Genomic DNA, 15624 nt, shown 5'->3' with positions numbered 1-15624 from the left:
CCTCGCCTGCGCGAGGCCTTTTGTTTTTCCTGGAGCCAACGGTGGTCAACGTCCAGGAAGGATAACTATGGCGACGCCAGACAAGGTGGCGGCAGTCAAGGAGCTCGCGGACAACTTCCGTAACTCCAACGCTGTCGTGATCACCGAGTACCGCGGCCTGTCGGTTCCGCAGCTTGCAAAGCTGCGTAGCGACCTCCGCGGCGCCGCAACCTACTCGGTTGCGAAGAACACTCTGACGGCGCTCGCGGCCAAGGATGCCGGTGTTGAGGGTCTTGACGACCTTCTCGTCGGCCCCACGGCCATTGCATTCATCACCGGTGACCCGGTGGAGGCTGCAAAGGGTCTTAAGGCTTTCTCCAAGGGGAACGACAAGCTCGTCATTAAGGGCGGCGTTCTCGAAGGAAAGGTGATCTCTCCCGAAGAGGTCCAGAAGCTGGCCGACCTCGAGTCCCGCGAGGTTCTGCTCGCCAAGGCTGCAGGCGCCATGAAGGCGTCGCTCTTTGGTGCTGCATACCTGTTCCAGGCACCGCTCTCCAAGGCGGTGCGCACGGTCGACGCCCTGCGCGAAAAGCAGGAGACCGCGGCCTAACGGCCGATCCCCACAAGCGATCTGCTGTTAACGCAGGCAAAAGAAAAGGAAACAAGCATCATGGCTAAGCTCTCCACTGCTGAGCTCATTGACCAGTTCAAGGAGCTCTCGCTCATCGAGCTCTCCGACTTCGTGAAGGCCTTCGAGGAGACCTTCGAGGTCACCGCTGCCGCCCCGGCCGCCGTTGCCGTTGCCGCCCCCGCCGCTGGCGGTGGCGACGACGCTGGCGCCGCCGAGGAGAAGGACGCGTTCGACGTGGTCCTGACCGCCGTTGGCGACAAGAAGATCCAGGTCATCAAGGAGGTCCGTGCCCTCACGAACCTCGGTCTTGGCGAGGCCAAGGCGCTCGTCGACGAGGCCCCCAAGACGGTCCTCGAGGGTGCCAAGAAGGAAGACGCCGAGAAGGCCAAGGAGGTCCTCGAGGCCGCCGGCGCCACGGTCGAGCTCAAGTAACTTCAGCTCTGTCTCACGAGGCCGGGTCGCTCCGAATGGGGCGGCCCGGCCTTTGTGTTTGGCGGGGTTCCGACGGGCGCGCGGCGGTTTGGTCCGTCAGCTTCCGCGCGGGCAGGGCTCGCCCGGGTTGCCAAAGCCGGCCCGACGCTGGGGCCAGTTATGCACAAACCTCGCCGCAGCGTCGGGCAGGAGGAGTATTCTTGAGCGCTAGGCGAGAGCCGCTCGGTGTGCCGACTGGACAATGGGGTTCCGGGGTGGACAATGGCGCGCGCTTCGGGTAGGCTAGCGATTTGCGCTGTCTAATGCCCTGCCCTCATATGCCTACCTTGCGTGCGCCTGCTATCTGGCAGTAACGCCCCGGGATCCGGTGGAGCCGTGGATTCGACTCGTGTCTTGCACGAACAAAAGGGAAGGACCCCCCCTTGGCTGCCTCGCGCACCGCTACCGCCACTGACAACCGCACCGCTTCACACCGCGTCTCCTTCGCTCAGATCTCTGAGCCGATCGAGGTTCCCAACCTGATCGGTCTGCAGACCGAGAGCTTTGACTGGCTCCTGGGAAACGAGGCCTGGAAGGCCCGCGTCGCCGCCGCCAAGAAGGCCGGCCGCAACGACGTTCCCGAGGTCGCAGGTCTCACAGAGATCTTTGAGGAGATCTCCCCCATTGAGGACTTTGGACAGACCATGTCCCTGTCCTTCGCGGACCCATACTTCGAGGAGCCTCGTCACACGCCTGACGAGTGCAAGGAGAAGGACTTCACGTACGCAGCTCAGCTCTTCGTGACCGCTGAGTTCATGAACAACACCACGGGTGAGATCAAGTCGCAGACCGTGTTCATGGGCGACTTCCCGCTCATGACCGACCGCGGCACGTTCATCATCAACGGCACCGAGCGCGTCGTCGTGTCGCAGCTGGTCCGTTCTCCCGGCGTGTACTTCGAGCGCACGCCAGACAAGACGAGCGACAAGGACATCTTCACCGCGAAGATCATCCCCTCGCGCGGCGCATGGCTTGAGTTCGAGATCGACAAGCGTGACGCCGTTGGCGTGCGCGTCGACCGCAAGCGCAAGCAGTCCGTGACCCTGTTCCTCAAGGCGCTCGGCATGAGCGACGACGAGATCGCGGCGGAGTTCAAGGACTTCCCGGCGGTCCTCGAGACGCTCGCCAAGGACACCGTGCACGGCCACGAAGAGGCGCTCGTCGACCTCTACCGCAAGCTGCGTCCGGGCGAGCCGCCCACGGTCGAGGCCGGTCAGAACCTGCTCGACAACTTCTACTTCAACTCCAAGCGCTACGACCTCGCCAAGGTGGGCCGCTTCAAGCTCAACAAGAAACTTGGCGTGGGCAAGGAGCTCGGCGACTCTGTGCTCGGTCTTGACGACATCGTCTCGACGATCAAGTACATCGCCGCGGCGCACGCCGGTCACACGAGCCTCGCCGCCGTTGCTGGCGACGTGCGCGTCGAGACCGACGACATTGACCACTTCGGCAACCGTCGCATCCGTGCGGTTGGCGAGCTGATCCAGAACCAGATCCGCACCGGTCTGTCCCGCATGGAGCGCGTCGTTCGCGAGCGCATGACCACGCAGGACGTCGAGGCCATCACGCCGCAGACGCTCATCAACACGCGTCCCGTCGTGGCCGCGATCCGCGAGTTCTTCGGAACCTCGCAGCTGTCGCAGTTCATGGACCAGAACAACCCGCTCGCCGGCCTGACGCACAAGCGTCGTCTGTCGGCGCTCGGCCCCGGCGGTCTCTCACGTGACCGCGCGGGCATGGAGGTCCGTGACGTTCACTCCTCCCACTACGGCCGCATGTGCCCCATCGAGACCCCTGAAGGCCCCAACATTGGCCTCATCGGCTCGCTGGCGTCGTTCGGTCGCATCAACCCCCTCGGCTTCGTCGAGACCCCGTACCGCAAGGTCGTCAAGGGCAAGGTCACGGACCAGGTGGACTACCTGACCGCTGACGACGAGGACCACTTCGTCATCGCCCAGGCAAACGCCGGCCTCGACGCGAAGGGCAACTTCACCGACGCCCGCGTGCTCGTGCGCTCGCGTGGTGGTGAGGTTGAGTTCGTGCCCGCTGAGGCCGTGGACTACATGGACGTCTCTCCGCGCCAGATGGTGTCGGTTGCGACTGCCCTGATCCCGTTCCTCGAGCACGACGACGCTAACCGCGCCCTCATGGGTGCCAACATGCAGCGTCAGGCTGTGCCGCTCGTCCGCTCCGAGGCGCCGCTCGTCGGCACCGGCATGGAGCGTCGTGCCGCCGTGGACGCCGGTGACGTTGTCATCGCCACCAAGGCTGGCGTCGTCACCGAGGTCTCCTCTGACCTCGTGACGGTAGCGAACGACGACGGCACCACGGGCTCGTACCGCATTGCCAAGTTCCAGCGCTCCAACCAGGGCACCAGCTACAACCAGCGCGTTGTGGTGGACGAGGGCGACCGCGTCGAGGTCAACTCGGTCATCGCCGACGGCCCCGCCACCGAGAACGGTGACCTTGCCCTCGGCAAGAACCTGCTCGTGGCGTTCATGTGCTGGGAAGGTCACAACTACGAGGACGCGATCATCCTGTCGCAGCGCCTCGTGCAGGACGACACCCTCTCCTCGATCCACATCGAGGAGCACGAGGTTGACGCCCGCGACACCAAGCTGGGTCCTGAGGAGATCACTCGCGACATCCCGAACGCCTCCGAAGAGGTGCTCGCGGACCTCGACGAGCGCGGCATCGTCCGCATCGGTGCGGAGGTTCGCGCCGGTGACATCCTCGTGGGCAAGGTCACGCCTAAGGGTGAGACCGAGCTGACCCCAGAGGAGCGCCTGCTCCGCGCGATCTTCGGTGAGAAGGCGCGCGAGGTTCGCGACACCTCGCTCAAGGTGCCCCACGGCGAGTCCGGCACTGTCATCGGCGTTCGCGTCTTCACGGAGGAGGACGGCGACGACCTTCCCGCGGGCGTGAACCAGTTGGTGCGCGTGTACATCGCTCAGCGCCGCAAGATCCAGGAGGGCGATAAGCTCGCCGGCCGCCACGGTAACAAGGGCGTCATCTCGACGATCCTGCCCGTGGAGGACATGCCGTTCCTCGCGGACGGCACGCCGGTTGACGTCATCCTCAACCCGCTCGGTGTCCCCGGCCGTATGAACGTCGGCCAGGTGCTCGAGACCCACACGGGTTGGGTTGCCAAGAACGGCTGGGATGCGACCGACGCTAAGGGCGAGTGGACCAAGAAGCTCCCCGCTGGCGCGGTCAAGTCCGAGCCCGGCACCCCCGTTGCCACCCCCGTCTTCGACGGTCTTGGCGAGGACGTGCTTGCGGGTCTTCGTGGCCACGTCAACCCCAACCGCGATGGCGACCGCCTCGTGGGCGACGACGGCAAGGCGCTCCTGTTCGACGGCCGCTCCGGCGAGCCGTTCCCCGAGCCCGTCTCCGTTGGCTACAAGTACATCTTGAAGCTGCACCACCTCGTGGATGACAAGATCCACGCCCGTTCCACTGGCCCGTACTCGATGATCACCCAGCAGCCGCTCGGTGGTAAGGCGCAGTTCGGTGGCCAGCGCTTCGGTGAGATGGAGGTGTGGGCCCTTGAGGCGTACGGCGCTGCCTACGCGCTGCAGGAGCTGCTCACCATCAAGTCCGACGACGTCCCCGGCCGCGTGAAGGTCTACGAGGCGATCGTTAAGGGCCAGAACATCCCCGACCCCGGCCTGCCGGAGTCGTTCAGGGTGCTCATGAAGGAAATGCAGTCGCTCTGCCTGAACGTCGAGGTGCTCGGCGTTGACGGCCACGTCATCGACATGCGCGAGACCGAGGAGGACGCCTACCAGGCGGCCGAGTCGCTTGGCATTTCGCTGTCCAGCCGCCCCGATGCCTCGAGCGTCGACGAGATCTAGACGAAACGTAAGAAGAGGAATTCCTAAGAATGCTTGACGTCAACGAGTTCGGCGAACTGCGCATCGGCCTCGCGACCGCGGAGGAGATCCGCGAATGGTCGCACGGCGAAGTGAAGAAGCCTGAGACGATCAACTACCGCACCCTCAAGCCGGAGAAGGACGGTCTTTTCTGCGAGAAGATCTTTGGTCCCACCCGTGACTGGGAGTGCGGCTGTGGCAAGTACAAGCGCGTCCGCTACCGCGGCATCATCTGTGAGCGCTGCGGCGTTGAGGTGACCCGCTCCAAGGTGCGCCGTGAGCGCATGGGACACATCGAGCTTGCTGCTCCCGTCACCCACATTTGGTACTTCAAGGGCGTGCCGTCGCGCCTTGGCTACCTCCTTGACCTGGCGCCGAAGGACCTTGAAAAGGTCATCTACTTCGCCGCCTACATGGTCACCGAGGTGGACGAGGACGGCCGTCACGAGGACCTCCCGCAGCTCCGCAACGAGCTCGAGGTGGAGAAGAAGCGCATCGCCAATGCGCGTGACAACGACATCAACACCCGCGCCGAGAAGCTCGAGAAGGACATCGCCGAGCTCGAGGCCGAGGGTGCCAAGGCCGACGTCAAGCGCAAGGTGAAGGACGGCGCGGAGCGCGAGATGGCGAACATCCGCAAGCGTGCCGACGGCGAGATCGATCGCCTCGACGCCGTGTTCGACCGGTTTGCGAACCTCAAGGTCCAGGACCTCGAGGGCGACGAGTTGCTCTACCGCGAGCTGTCGCGCCGCTACGGCTCCTACTTCAAGGGCTCGATGGGTGCCGAGGCGATTCAGAAGCGTCTCCAGGACTTCGACCTTGAGGCCGAGGCCGAGAGCCTTCGCGACATCATCGCCAATGGCCGTGGTCAGCGTAAGGTCCGCGCCCTCAAGCGCCTCAAGGTGGTCAACGCGTTCCTGACGACCACCAACAGCCCCGTCGGCATGGTGCTTGACGCCGTTCCCGTGATCCCGCCGGACCTGCGCCCCATGGTGCAGCTCGATGGTGGCCGCTTCGCGACGAGCGACCTCAACGACCTCTACCGCCGCGTCATCAACCGCAACAACCGCCTCAAGCGCCTGCTCGACCTCGGTGCCCCCGAGATCATCGTGAACAACGAAAAGCGCATGCTGCAGGAGGCCGTTGACGCGCTGTTCGACAACGGGCGTCGTGGTCGCCCCGTCACGGGCCCCGGCAACCGTCCGCTGAAGTCGATCTCTGACATGCTCAAGGGCAAGCAGGGTCGCTTCCGTCAGAACCTGCTCGGCAAGCGCGTTGACTACTCTGGCCGTTCGGTCATCGTGGTTGGCCCGCAGCTGAAGCTGCACCAGTGTGGTCTGCCCAAGCAGATGGCGCTCGAGCTCTTCAAGCCCTTCGTCATGAAGCGCCTCGTGGAGCTCAACCACGCGCAGAACATCAAGTCCGCGAAGCGTATGGTCGAGCGCAGCCGCCCCGAGGTGTGGGACGTCCTCGAAGAGGTCATCACCGAGCACCCCGTGCTGCTGAACCGCGCACCTACGCTGCACCGCCTTGGTATTCAGGCGTTCGAGCCCCAGCTGGTTGAGGGCAAGGCCATCCACCTGCACCCGCTCGTGTGTGGCGCCTTCAACGCCGACTTCGACGGCGACCAGATGGCCGTGCACCTTCCGCTGTCCGCGGAGGCGCAGGCTGAGGCCCGCATCCTCATGCTGAGCAGCAACAACATCCTCAAGCCGTCGGACGGCCGCCCGGTGACCATGCCTTCGCAGGACATGATCATTGGTCTGTACCACCTGACGCTTGGCAAGGACGGCGACAAGGGTGAGGGACTGGCATTCACGTCAGAGGCCGAGGCCATCATGGCGTTCGACGCTGGCCAGATCACGCTTGGCTCCAAGATCACGCTGCGCGTTGACGGCGAGACCGTGCCCCCTGTGGACCACGAGCTCCCCGCCGACCACGTCGAGGGCGAGCCCTTCCTGCTCGAGACGACCCTTGGTCGCTCGATCTTCAACGGACTGCTTCCCGTCACGTACCCGTACGTGAACCGCAACGTGGACAAGAAGGTGCTTGGCGACATCGTCAACACCCTCGCGGAGCGTTACCCCAAGGTTGAGGTTGCCGCGTCGCTCGACGCTCTCAAGGCCGCCGGCTTCCACTGGGCAACGCGTTCCGGCGTGACGATCGCCATCGGCGATGTCGCGACGCCGTCCAACAAGCAAGAGATCCTCGAGCGTTACGAGGCCCAGGCCGCCAAGGTCCAGGACCAGTACGAGACGGGTCTCATCACGGACGACGAGCGCCGCCAGGAACTCATCGAGATCTGGACCCAGGCCACCAACGAGGTGGATCGCGCCATGCGTGAGTCCTTCCCCGAGCACAACACCGTTCACACGATGGTGGGCTCTGGTGCTCGTGGTAACTGGATGCAGGTGCGTCAGATCGCCGGTATGCGCGGCCTTGTGGCGAACCCGAAGGGTGAGATCATCCCTCGTCCCATCAAGTCCAACTACCGCGAGGGCCTGTCCGTCCTCGAGTACTTCATCGCCACCCACGGTGCCCGCAAGGGTCTCGCTGACACGGCGCTGCGTACCGCGGACTCCGGCTACCTCACGCGTCGCCTCGTCGACGTGTCGCAGGACGTTATCGTGCGTGAAGAGGACTGTGGCACCGAGCGCGGTCTGACCATGCCGATCGTCGAGGCTGGTACCACCACCGAGCACGAGCGCGTGGCAACCTCTGTGTTCGCCCGCACGCTCGCGTCGGACGTCACGGATGCCAAGGGCAACGTCATCGCGAAGGCCGGCTCTGACGCCGGTGACGTGCTGATCGATGCACTCATCGCCGAAGGTGTGACCGAGGTCAAGGTGCGCTCCGTGCTCACCTGTGAGTCGGCCGTCGGAACGTGTGCCAAGTGCTACGGCCGCTCGCTCGCAACCCGCGAGCTTGTGGACATTGGTGAGGCCGTTGGCATCATCGCCGCGCAGTCCATTGGTGAGCCCGGCACCCAGCTGACGATGCGTACGTTCCACACCGGTGGTGTGGCTTCGGCCGATGACATCACGCAGGGTCTGCCGCGTGTCCAGGAGCTCTTCGAGGCCCGTACCCCCAAGGGTGAGGCCCCGATCTCCGAGGTCACCGGTGTGCTCAAGGTTGACGACTCGGAGGCGACCCGTCGCCTCGTGGTCACGCCTGACAACGGCGACGACCCCATCGAGTACCCCGTCACCAAGCGCGCGCGTCTGCTCGTTCAGGACGGCGAGCACGTGGAGGTGGGCCAGCAGCTCATCGCCGGTGCCGTCGACCCCAAGAACGTGCTGCGCATCCTCGGCCCGCGTGCCACGCAGAAGCACCTTGTTGACGAGGTGCAGAACGTGTACCGCTCGCAGGGTGTGGAGATCCACGACAAGCACATCGAGGTCATCGTGCGCCAGATGTTGCGTCGCGTGACCGTGCTCGATTCTGGTGACACCAACCTGCTGCCCGGTGAGCTCGCGGAGCGTTCGCGCTTCGAGGACGCCAACCGCGCAACGGTTACGGCCGGCGGCAAGCCCGCATCGGCCCGTCCGGAGCTCATGGGTATCACCAAGGCGTCGCTCGCGACCGAGTCGTGGCTGTCCGCGGCCTCCTTCCAGGAGACCACGCGCGTCCTCACCGAGGCCGCGATGTCGGGCCGCTCTGACTCGCTCCTTGGCCTCAAGGAGAACGTCATCATCGGAAAGCTCATCCCTGCTGGTACGGGCCTTGCCCACTACCGCGCGGCATCGATCGAGCCCACCGAAGAGGCGAAGGCCAACCTCTTCCCCACCTTTGGGTACGAGGAGTGGGACGGTCAGTTCTTCTCCGAGGGCACCGGCGAAGCCGTGCGCCTCGAGGAGTTCGACTTCCCGCGCGACTAGTCTCGCAACAGCGCAAAGGCCCGGCCCCGGTTTCAGGGGACCGGGCCTTTCGCTTGCCCCGGGCGGGCACACTGCCCGACGGCGTGGTTCAGTCCGCGCGCAGGTACGGCGGGTCGTCGGGTCGCTCGAACCAGATCCACAGCCGGTCTGCGTCTGTGGGCCCTGGCATGTCTGCAAACTCGCCCGCGCCATCGGTGCCCGCCGGGCAGAAGATCAGCGGTGCGCCACTTTCGCCGGGCCAATAGTCGATCGTCGCCTGCCAGCATCCGCCGGTAGTCGGCGGCACGTCGTAGTCATAGGTTGAAGGGTCTTGCGACACATCTGCGTCCCACGGGTAGACGACCCGGGGTGGGTCCGCACCGTCGTCGTCGGAGACATAGGGGAGTTCGAATGTGAGGCACTGGTCTGGTTCGGACGAGGCGCACCAGCGACCATTGATGTCGCTCATCGAGGGGGCCGCCACGGTCGCGGTGGGAGTCGCGCTCGGCGTCACCGATGGTGAGGGCGTGGCGCTAGGCGTCGCCGACGGAGAAGGAGTGACGCTGGGCGCTGGCGACACAGCTGGCGCGGCGTCGTCGCGGCCCGTCCACCACCACACGCCCAGTCCGGCGACCACCGCAACAACGATGATGACCAGCCACGCGATCCACGATCGCGAGTTGTTCTGTGCGTGCGGCTCGGTCATGGCGCTATCCACTCACTCCCACGCTGCACGGCACTCACTCCTCGCGCACAAACGGGAGAGCCGTGGTGTCCTGGGTGACCCACAGCCGCTCGACGCTCGCGTCGGCAACTGCGAGATCCTCGTCGTCGGGCAGAGCCCCCACTGGGCAGTAGACGAACGCGGCGCCGCTGTCACCACCCGCCGGCATCACGACTCCGCTCCAGCATTCTGCGTAGTTGGGGGCGAAGTCGTAGTCGATGGTGGCGGGGTCCGCACTGGAGTCGAGGTCATCCGTGAACACGTAGTCGGGCTCGTCGGGGAAGTTGTCCCACGTCGCCGCCGGTAGCTCCACAGTGACGCACCCCATCGAGCTCTCGCCTTCAACCGGGTCACACCAGCGGCCATTTACGTCCGCGAACGCTGCCGGTTCTTCGCTGATGGTTGGTGTTGGGGACGGCGTCACGATCGGCTCCGGCGCCTCACGCCCCATGGCATACCAATAGGCGATGCCGCCAACGGCAAGGATCAGCACGGCGACGACGAGCCACTCGACCCATGGCTTGGTGCGGCGCGACGATGGACTCGGATTGGGTCCCCCCTGAGTTGTCATGCCCATAGTTAAGCGCATGCCCGACGCTAGGGTTGGGTTATGCCCGCACGTACAGTCTCGGTTCCGGTGCGGTGGGGCGACCTTGATGCCTACGGACACGTCAACAACGTTGCGGTGCTCGGGTTGCTTGAGCAAGCGCGAGTTCAGGCGTTTTGGGACCCAGGCGCTCCGGTGTTGCCCACGCTCGCGGCGGGAACGCCCGTCCAGGTGGTGGTGGCCGATGCTCATGTCACCTATCGCAAGGCCATCCCGTATGTGCAGGCCGTTGACATCGCTGTCACGGTGGAACGCATCGGGGGAGCGAGCTTCGTGATCGGCTACGAGATCCTCCTTGAAGGCGACGTCGCCGTGAAGGCGACCACCACTCTTGTCCTCGTCGATGTCGCCACGTGGCGGCCCATCCGCCTTGATGAAGACCAAAGGGAGCGGCTCACCGCCCTTGCTCCCTCACCGATGCCGTAGAATGGGTGGGCCGGAAAACTCCGGTGAGCCAAGCGTCGGGCGTGCTAGCACGCAAACTCTGCTTTGACGTTCAGGCGCGTCGCGGGTATCGTAGATACTCGTGCCCGCGCCGTCGGGCTCTTGCGCGCGCCCTCGCCGGTGCGCCACAACCAAGGTACGACACGCCCGGGCGCGGGGGTCGTGCCCCACCAAAGTTTTTGCAACAAATACGAACACGGAGAAGTAGTGCCTACGATTCAGCAGCTGGTCAGGAAGGGTCGCCACCCCAAGGCGTCCAAGACCAAGACCCCGGCCCTTCAGGGCAGCCCGCAGCGTCGTGGCGTGTGCACGCGTGTGTACACGACCACGCCTAAGAAGCCCAACTCGGCGCTTCGCAAGGTCGCGCGTGTGCGCCTTTCCCACGGTGTTGAGGTCACGGCCTACATCCCCGGTGAGGGTCACAACCTGCAGGAGCACTCGATCGTGCTCGTCCGCGGCGGTCGTGTGAAGGACCTCCCCGGTGTGCGCTACAAGATCGTCCGTGGCTCGCTCGACACCCAGGGTGTCAAGAACCGCAAGCAGGCTCGTAGCCGCTACGGCGCGAAGAGGGAGAAGAAGTAATGCCTCGCAAGGGACCGGCGCCCAAGCGTCCGATCATCAACGACCCGGTTTACGGCGCCCCCGTCGTGACCCAGCTCATCAACAAGGTGCTGCTCGATGGCAAGCGTTCCGTGGCTGAGGCCATCGTGTACGGCGCACTTGAAGGTGTTCGCGAGAAGTCCGGCCAGGACCCCGTCGTCGTGCTCAAGCGCGCGCTCGACAACATCCGTCCCGCCCTTGAGGTGAAGAGCCGCCGTGTTGGTGGCGCCACCTACCAGGTGCCGGTTGACGTGCGCCCCATCCGCGCCACCACGCTCGCACTTCGCTGGCTCGTTGACTTCTCGCGCAAGCGTCGCGAGAAGACGATGACCGAGCGCCTCATGAACGAGATCCTCGACGCGTCCAACGGCCTTGGCGCCGCTGTGAAGCGCCGTGAGGACATGCACAAGATGGCCGAGTCGAACAAGGCGTTCGCGCACTACCGCTGGTAGTCGCAAGCCTCGTTCGACGGATCCGAACAACTTTAGGAGAACCCCCAGTGGCACAGGACGTGCTGACGGACCTCAAGAAGGTCCGCAACATCGGCATCATGGCGCACATCGACGCCGGCAAGACCACCACGACCGAGCGCATCCTGTTCTACACGGGTGTCAACTACAAGATCGGTGAGACGCACGATGGTGCGTCGACGACGGACTGGATGGAGCAGGAGCAGGAGCGTGGCATCACGATCACGTCCGCTGCTGTGACGTGCTTCTGGGCCAATAACCAGATCAACATCATCGACACGCCCGGCCACGTCGACTTCACCGTTGAGGTGGAGCGTTCGCTCCGCGTGCTCGACGGCGCTGTTGCCGTGTTCGACGGCAAGGAGGGCGTTGAGCCCCAGTCCGAGACCGTGTGGCGTCAGGCCGACAAGTACGACGTTCCCCGCATTTGCTTCGTCAACAAGATGGACAAGCTGGGCGCCGACTTCTACTTCACCGTGGACACCATCAAGTCCCGCCTTGGCGCTCGCCCGCTCGTCATCCAGCTCCCCATCGGCGCTGAGAACGACTTCCTCGGCGTGATCGACCTTGTCGAGATGCGTGCCCTCGTGTGGCCCGGCGACGCCAAGGGCGACGTGACCATGGGTGCCAAGTACGAGATCGAGGCCATCCCTGCCGACATGCAGGCGAAGGCAGAGGAGTACCGGGCCGAACTGCTCGAGGCCGTTGCTGAGTCCAGCGACGAGCTGCTCGAGAAGTACCTCGGTGGCGAGGAGCTCACGACCGCAGAGATCAAGGCGGGTATCCGCAAGATGGTCATCGCCTCGGAGATCTACCCCGTGCTGTGTGGCTCCGCGTTCAAGAACCGCGGAGTGCAGCCCATGCTCGACGCCGTCGTTGACTACCTCCCCTCGCCGCTGGACGTGCCCGCCATCGAGGCGCACGACCCCAACGACGAAGAGAAGATCATCGAGCGTCACGCCGACGCCGCTGAGCCGTTCTCCGCGCTCGCGTTCAAGGTTGTTGCGCACCCGTTCTTCGGCCGCCTCACGTACATCCGCGTGTACTCCGGTCACCTGGAATCCGGTGCCCAGGTCGTCAACGCGACTAAGGGCAAGAAGGAGCGCATCGGAAAGATCTTCCAGATGCACGCCAACAAGGAGAACCCGGTCGAGTCCGTGACCGCTGGCCACATTTACGCGGTCATCGGCCTTAAGGACACCACCACCGGCGACACCCTGTCCGACCCCGCCAACCAGGTTGTGCTTGAGTCGATGACGTTCCCCGAGCCCGTGATTCACGTGGCCGTGGAGCCCAAGACCAAGGGTGACCAGGAGAAGATGTCGACGGCCATCCAGAAGCTCGCCGAAGAGGACCCCACGTTCCGCGTGCGCCTCGACGAGGAGTCCGGCCAGACCGTCATCTCCGGTATGGGTGAGCTCCACCTCGACATCATCGTTGACCGCATGAAGCGCGAGTTCAAGGTGGACGCCAACGTCGGTAAGCCCCAGGTTGCGTACCGCGAGACCATTCGTTCCAAGGTTGAGAAGCACGACTACACCCACAAGAAGCAGACCGGTGGTTCTGGTCAGTTCGCCAAGGTGCAGATCGGGCTCGAGCCGCTCGAGGCAGACGCCGAGGTGCAGTACGAGTTTGTGAACGCCGTCACCGGTGGTCGCGTGCCTCGCGAGTACATCCCGTCGGTCGACGCCGGTATGCAGGACGCGATGCAGCTCGGTGTGCTCGCCGGTTACCCGATGGTGGGCATCAAGGCCACCCTCGTCGACGGTGCGTACCACGAGGTTGACTCGTCCGAAATGGCGTTCAAGATTGCCGGCTCGATGGCCTTCAAGGAGGCCGCGCGCAAGGCGAACCCCGTGCTCCTCGAGCCCGTTATGGCCGTTGAGGTCCGTACGCCTGAGGACTACATGGGCGACGTCATCGGCGACCTCAACTCGCGTCGCGGTCAGATCCGTTCCATGACGGACGCCGCTGGCGTGAAGGTCATTGATTCTTTGGTGCCGCTGTCCGAGATGTTCGGCTACGTCGGCGACCTGCGTTCCAAGACGCAAGGCCGCGCGGTGTACTCGATGCAGTTCGACAGCTACGCCGAGGTTCCTCGCAACGTTGCCGAGGAGATCATCGCAAAGACCCGGGGCGAGTAGTCCCACCGGTTGAAAATAAGTAAGAATAACGACCAGTAGGGATAGCGCCCCACCAGGCACCGATCCACTACCCGAGTCTCAGAACAGAGAAATTCCAGGAGGAACCCATCATGGGCAAGGCCAAGTTCGAGCGGACCAAGCCGCACGTGAACATCGGCACCATTGGTCACGTCGACCACGGTAAGACGACGCTGACCGCCGCCATCTCCAAGGTGCTTCACGACAAGTACCCGGACCTCAACCCCTTCACGCCTTTCGAGGACATCGACAAGGCTCCTGAGGAGCGCGAGCGCGGTATCACCATCAACATCGCGCACATCGAGTACGAGACCGAGAAGCGTCACTACGCTCACGTCGACGCTCCGGGTCACGCTGACTACATCAAGAACATGATCACCGGTGCCGCCCAGATGGACGGCGCAATCCTCGTGGTTGCCGCGACCGACGGTCCCATGGCCCAGACGCGTGAGCACGTGCTGCTCGCCCGCCAGGTGGGTGTGCCCTACCTGCTCGTGGCCCTCAACAAGTCCGACATGGTCGACGACGAGGAGATCCTCGAGCTCGTCGAGGTCGAGGTCCGTGACCTTCTGTCCTCGCAGGGCTTCGACGGTGACAACGCTCCCGTCGTGCAGGTGTCCGCTCTCAAGGCCCTCGAGGGCGACGAGAAGTGGGTTGCCACCGTTCAGGCTCTCATGGACGCGGTGGACGAGAACGTCCCCGAGCCCGTGCGTGACATGGACAAGCCCTTCCTCATGCCGATCGAGGACGTCTTCACGATCACCGGTCGTGGCACCGTCGTCACCGGCAAGGTGGAGCGCGGCAAGCTCAAGATCAACTCTGAGGTCGAGATCCTCGGTATCCGCGAGCCCCAGAAGACCACCGTCACCGGTATCGAGATGTTCCACAAGAGCATGGACGAGGCCTGGGCCGGCGAGAACTGCGGTCTGCTTCTTCGTGGCACCAAGCGTGAGGACGTTGAGCGCGGCCAGGTTGTGGTCCAGCCCGGCACCACCACGCCCCACACCTCGTTCGAGGGCCGTTGCTACATCCTCGACAAGTCCGAGGGTGGTCGCCACAACCCCTTCTACACGAACTACCGCCCGCAGTTCTACATCCGTACCACGGACGTGACCGGCGTCATCTCGCTGCCCGAGGGCACCGACATGGTTATGCCTGGTGACACCACCGACATGACGGTTGAGCTCATCCAGCCCATCGCGCTGGAAGAGGGCCAGGGCTTCGCGATCCGTGAGGGTGGCCGCACCGTCGGCTCCGGCACGGTGACCAAGATCCTCAAGTAAGTACTTACTTACTGACGCGCGAGGGCTCCCAGCTTCGGCTGGGGGCCCTCGTTGCGTTTCCGGGCGCCTCCGCTCGCTCCCTGAGTGCGTGAGTGTCGGATTGTCGCCAGATCCAGCACTCAGGCACTCAGGGGACCGGGAATTGGAGGCGCCCGGGCCGTCGGGTCTGCCCGACGCTGTGGTAACGTCCGATTTATCGGCCCAGGGAGAATGGGCGGGGGACAAGGGGGTAAACATGAGCAGCGAGCAGCCGCCACGATTCGTGAGCACGTTCGACCTCAATACCAAGCCGCTGTTCGCGACGCCGGTGCACGCAGCGGTGACAACGCTGTTGGGGATCGCTACGCTCGCCGTGTTCTACTTCGCCTTTGTGCGACCAGACCTTGGCGCGTGGCTGCTGCTACCGTCGGGCCTCGCGATTGTCTGGACCAACATCCTGCAGTTCCGCAACTATCGACGACTGGGCGTGCGGTGGCCCTTTGGGACTCAACCTCGAGCGAACGCTCGGTGAGGGAGACCCG

Annotated in this window: 12 protein-coding genes; 10 read left to right on the top strand and 2 right to left on the bottom strand. The window is 64.4% G+C overall.

The annotated features are described in order from the left end of the window. Positions 1–67: 67 nt before the first annotated feature. The 4 genes from rplJ to QM618_RS11830 all read left to right on the top strand — a co-directional run bounded on the left by rplJ (position 68) and on the right by QM618_RS11830 (position 8834). The gene (gene rplJ, locus QM618_RS11845; RefSeq protein ID WP_428099403.1) at positions 68–589 is read left to right on the top strand and encodes a 50S ribosomal protein L10; all 522 of its coding nucleotides are present in this window, start codon (positions 68–70) and stop codon (positions 587–589) included. Between the two features lie 60 nt (positions 590–649). After that, positions 650–1042, top strand: a complete 393-nt coding sequence (rplL, locus tag QM618_RS11840) for a 50S ribosomal protein L7/L12 (RefSeq protein WP_428099399.1) — start codon at positions 650–652, stop codon at positions 1040–1042. 422 nt (positions 1043–1464) lie between these two features. Next, positions 1465–4938, top strand: coding sequence for a DNA-directed RNA polymerase subunit beta (gene rpoB, locus QM618_RS11835; RefSeq protein WP_428099396.1), 3474 nt, complete (start codon positions 1465–1467; stop codon positions 4936–4938). 29 nt (positions 4939–4967) lie between these two features. Then, positions 4968–8834, top strand: coding sequence for a DNA-directed RNA polymerase subunit beta' (locus QM618_RS11830; RefSeq protein ID WP_428099392.1), 3867 nt, complete (start codon positions 4968–4970; stop codon positions 8832–8834). 88 nt (positions 8835–8922) lie between these two features. On the opposite strand, the gene QM618_RS11825 is transcribed toward QM618_RS11830, so the two are convergent. Next, entirely contained in the window at positions 8923–9519 is a 597-nt protein-coding gene (locus QM618_RS11825) for a hypothetical protein (protein WP_428099389.1), read from the bottom strand. A 34-nt stretch (positions 9520–9553) separates the two neighbouring features. Next, on the bottom strand, positions 9554–10108 hold the full coding sequence (locus QM618_RS11820; protein WP_428099387.1) for a hypothetical protein: 555 nt from the start codon (positions 10106–10108) through the stop codon (positions 9554–9556). Positions 10109–10147: 39 nt separating this feature from the next. Here QM618_RS11820 and QM618_RS11815 point away from each other — a divergent pair, with 39 nt between their 5' ends. The 6 genes from QM618_RS11815 to QM618_RS11790 all read left to right on the top strand — a co-directional run bounded on the left by QM618_RS11815 (position 10148) and on the right by QM618_RS11790 (position 15614). Continuing rightward, positions 10148–10570: an acyl-CoA thioesterase gene (locus QM618_RS11815; RefSeq protein ID WP_428099384.1), complete on the top strand. Its 423-nt coding sequence runs from the start codon at positions 10148–10150 to the stop codon at positions 10568–10570. A 225-nt stretch (positions 10571–10795) separates the two neighbouring features. Further along, on the top strand, positions 10796–11170 hold the full coding sequence (gene rpsL / locus QM618_RS11810; RefSeq protein WP_428099381.1) for a 30S ribosomal protein S12: 375 nt from the start codon (positions 10796–10798) through the stop codon (positions 11168–11170). Then, a complete protein-coding gene (gene rpsG / locus QM618_RS11805) occupies positions 11170–11640 on the top strand; it encodes a 30S ribosomal protein S7 (protein ID WP_428099378.1) in 471 nt (156 codons plus the stop codon). Before rpsL ends, rpsG begins: the two co-directional genes overlap by 1 nt. Before the next feature lie 47 nt (positions 11641–11687). After that, positions 11688–13802, top strand: coding sequence for an elongation factor G (gene fusA / locus QM618_RS11800; RefSeq protein ID WP_428099375.1), 2115 nt, complete (start codon positions 11688–11690; stop codon positions 13800–13802). 110 nt (positions 13803–13912) lie between these two features. After that, on the top strand, positions 13913–15103 hold the full coding sequence (gene tuf / locus QM618_RS11795; protein ID WP_428099371.1) for an elongation factor Tu: 1191 nt from the start codon (positions 13913–13915) through the stop codon (positions 15101–15103). Positions 15104–15338: 235 nt separating this feature from the next. Next, a complete protein-coding gene (locus QM618_RS11790; protein WP_428099367.1) occupies positions 15339–15614 on the top strand; it encodes a hypothetical protein in 276 nt (91 codons plus the stop codon). Positions 15615–15624 lie beyond the last annotated feature (10 nt).

This window comes from Demequina sp. (genome assembly GCF_049841215.1).
GTDB lineage: Bacteria > Actinomycetota > Actinomycetes > Actinomycetales > Demequinaceae > Demequina.
This window is presented reverse-complemented; position numbering and strand designations above follow the sequence as displayed.

Coding starts and splice junctions, on each gene's coding strand:
- rplJ (WP_428099403.1), top strand. CDS start 68: ATGGCGACGCCAGACAAGGTGGCGGCAGTCAAGGAGCTCGCGGACAAC.
- rplL (WP_428099399.1), top strand. CDS start 650: ATGGCTAAGCTCTCCACTGCTGAGCTCATTGACCAGTTCAAGGAGCTC.
- QM618_RS11830 (WP_428099392.1), top strand. CDS start 4,968: ATGCTTGACGTCAACGAGTTCGGCGAACTGCGCATCGGCCTCGCGACC.
- QM618_RS11825 (WP_428099389.1), bottom strand. CDS start 9,519: ATGACCGAGCCGCACGCACAGAACAACTCGCGATCGTGGATCGCGTGG.
- QM618_RS11820 (WP_428099387.1), bottom strand. CDS start 10,108: ATGACAACTCAGGGGGGACCCAATCCGAGTCCATCGTCGCGCCGCACC.
- QM618_RS11815 (WP_428099384.1), top strand. CDS start 10,148: ATGCCCGCACGTACAGTCTCGGTTCCGGTGCGGTGGGGCGACCTTGAT.
- rpsG (WP_428099378.1), top strand. CDS start 11,170: ATGCCTCGCAAGGGACCGGCGCCCAAGCGTCCGATCATCAACGACCCG.
- tuf (WP_428099371.1), top strand. CDS start 13,913: ATGGGCAAGGCCAAGTTCGAGCGGACCAAGCCGCACGTGAACATCGGC.
- QM618_RS11790 (WP_428099367.1), top strand. CDS start 15,339: ATGAGCAGCGAGCAGCCGCCACGATTCGTGAGCACGTTCGACCTCAAT.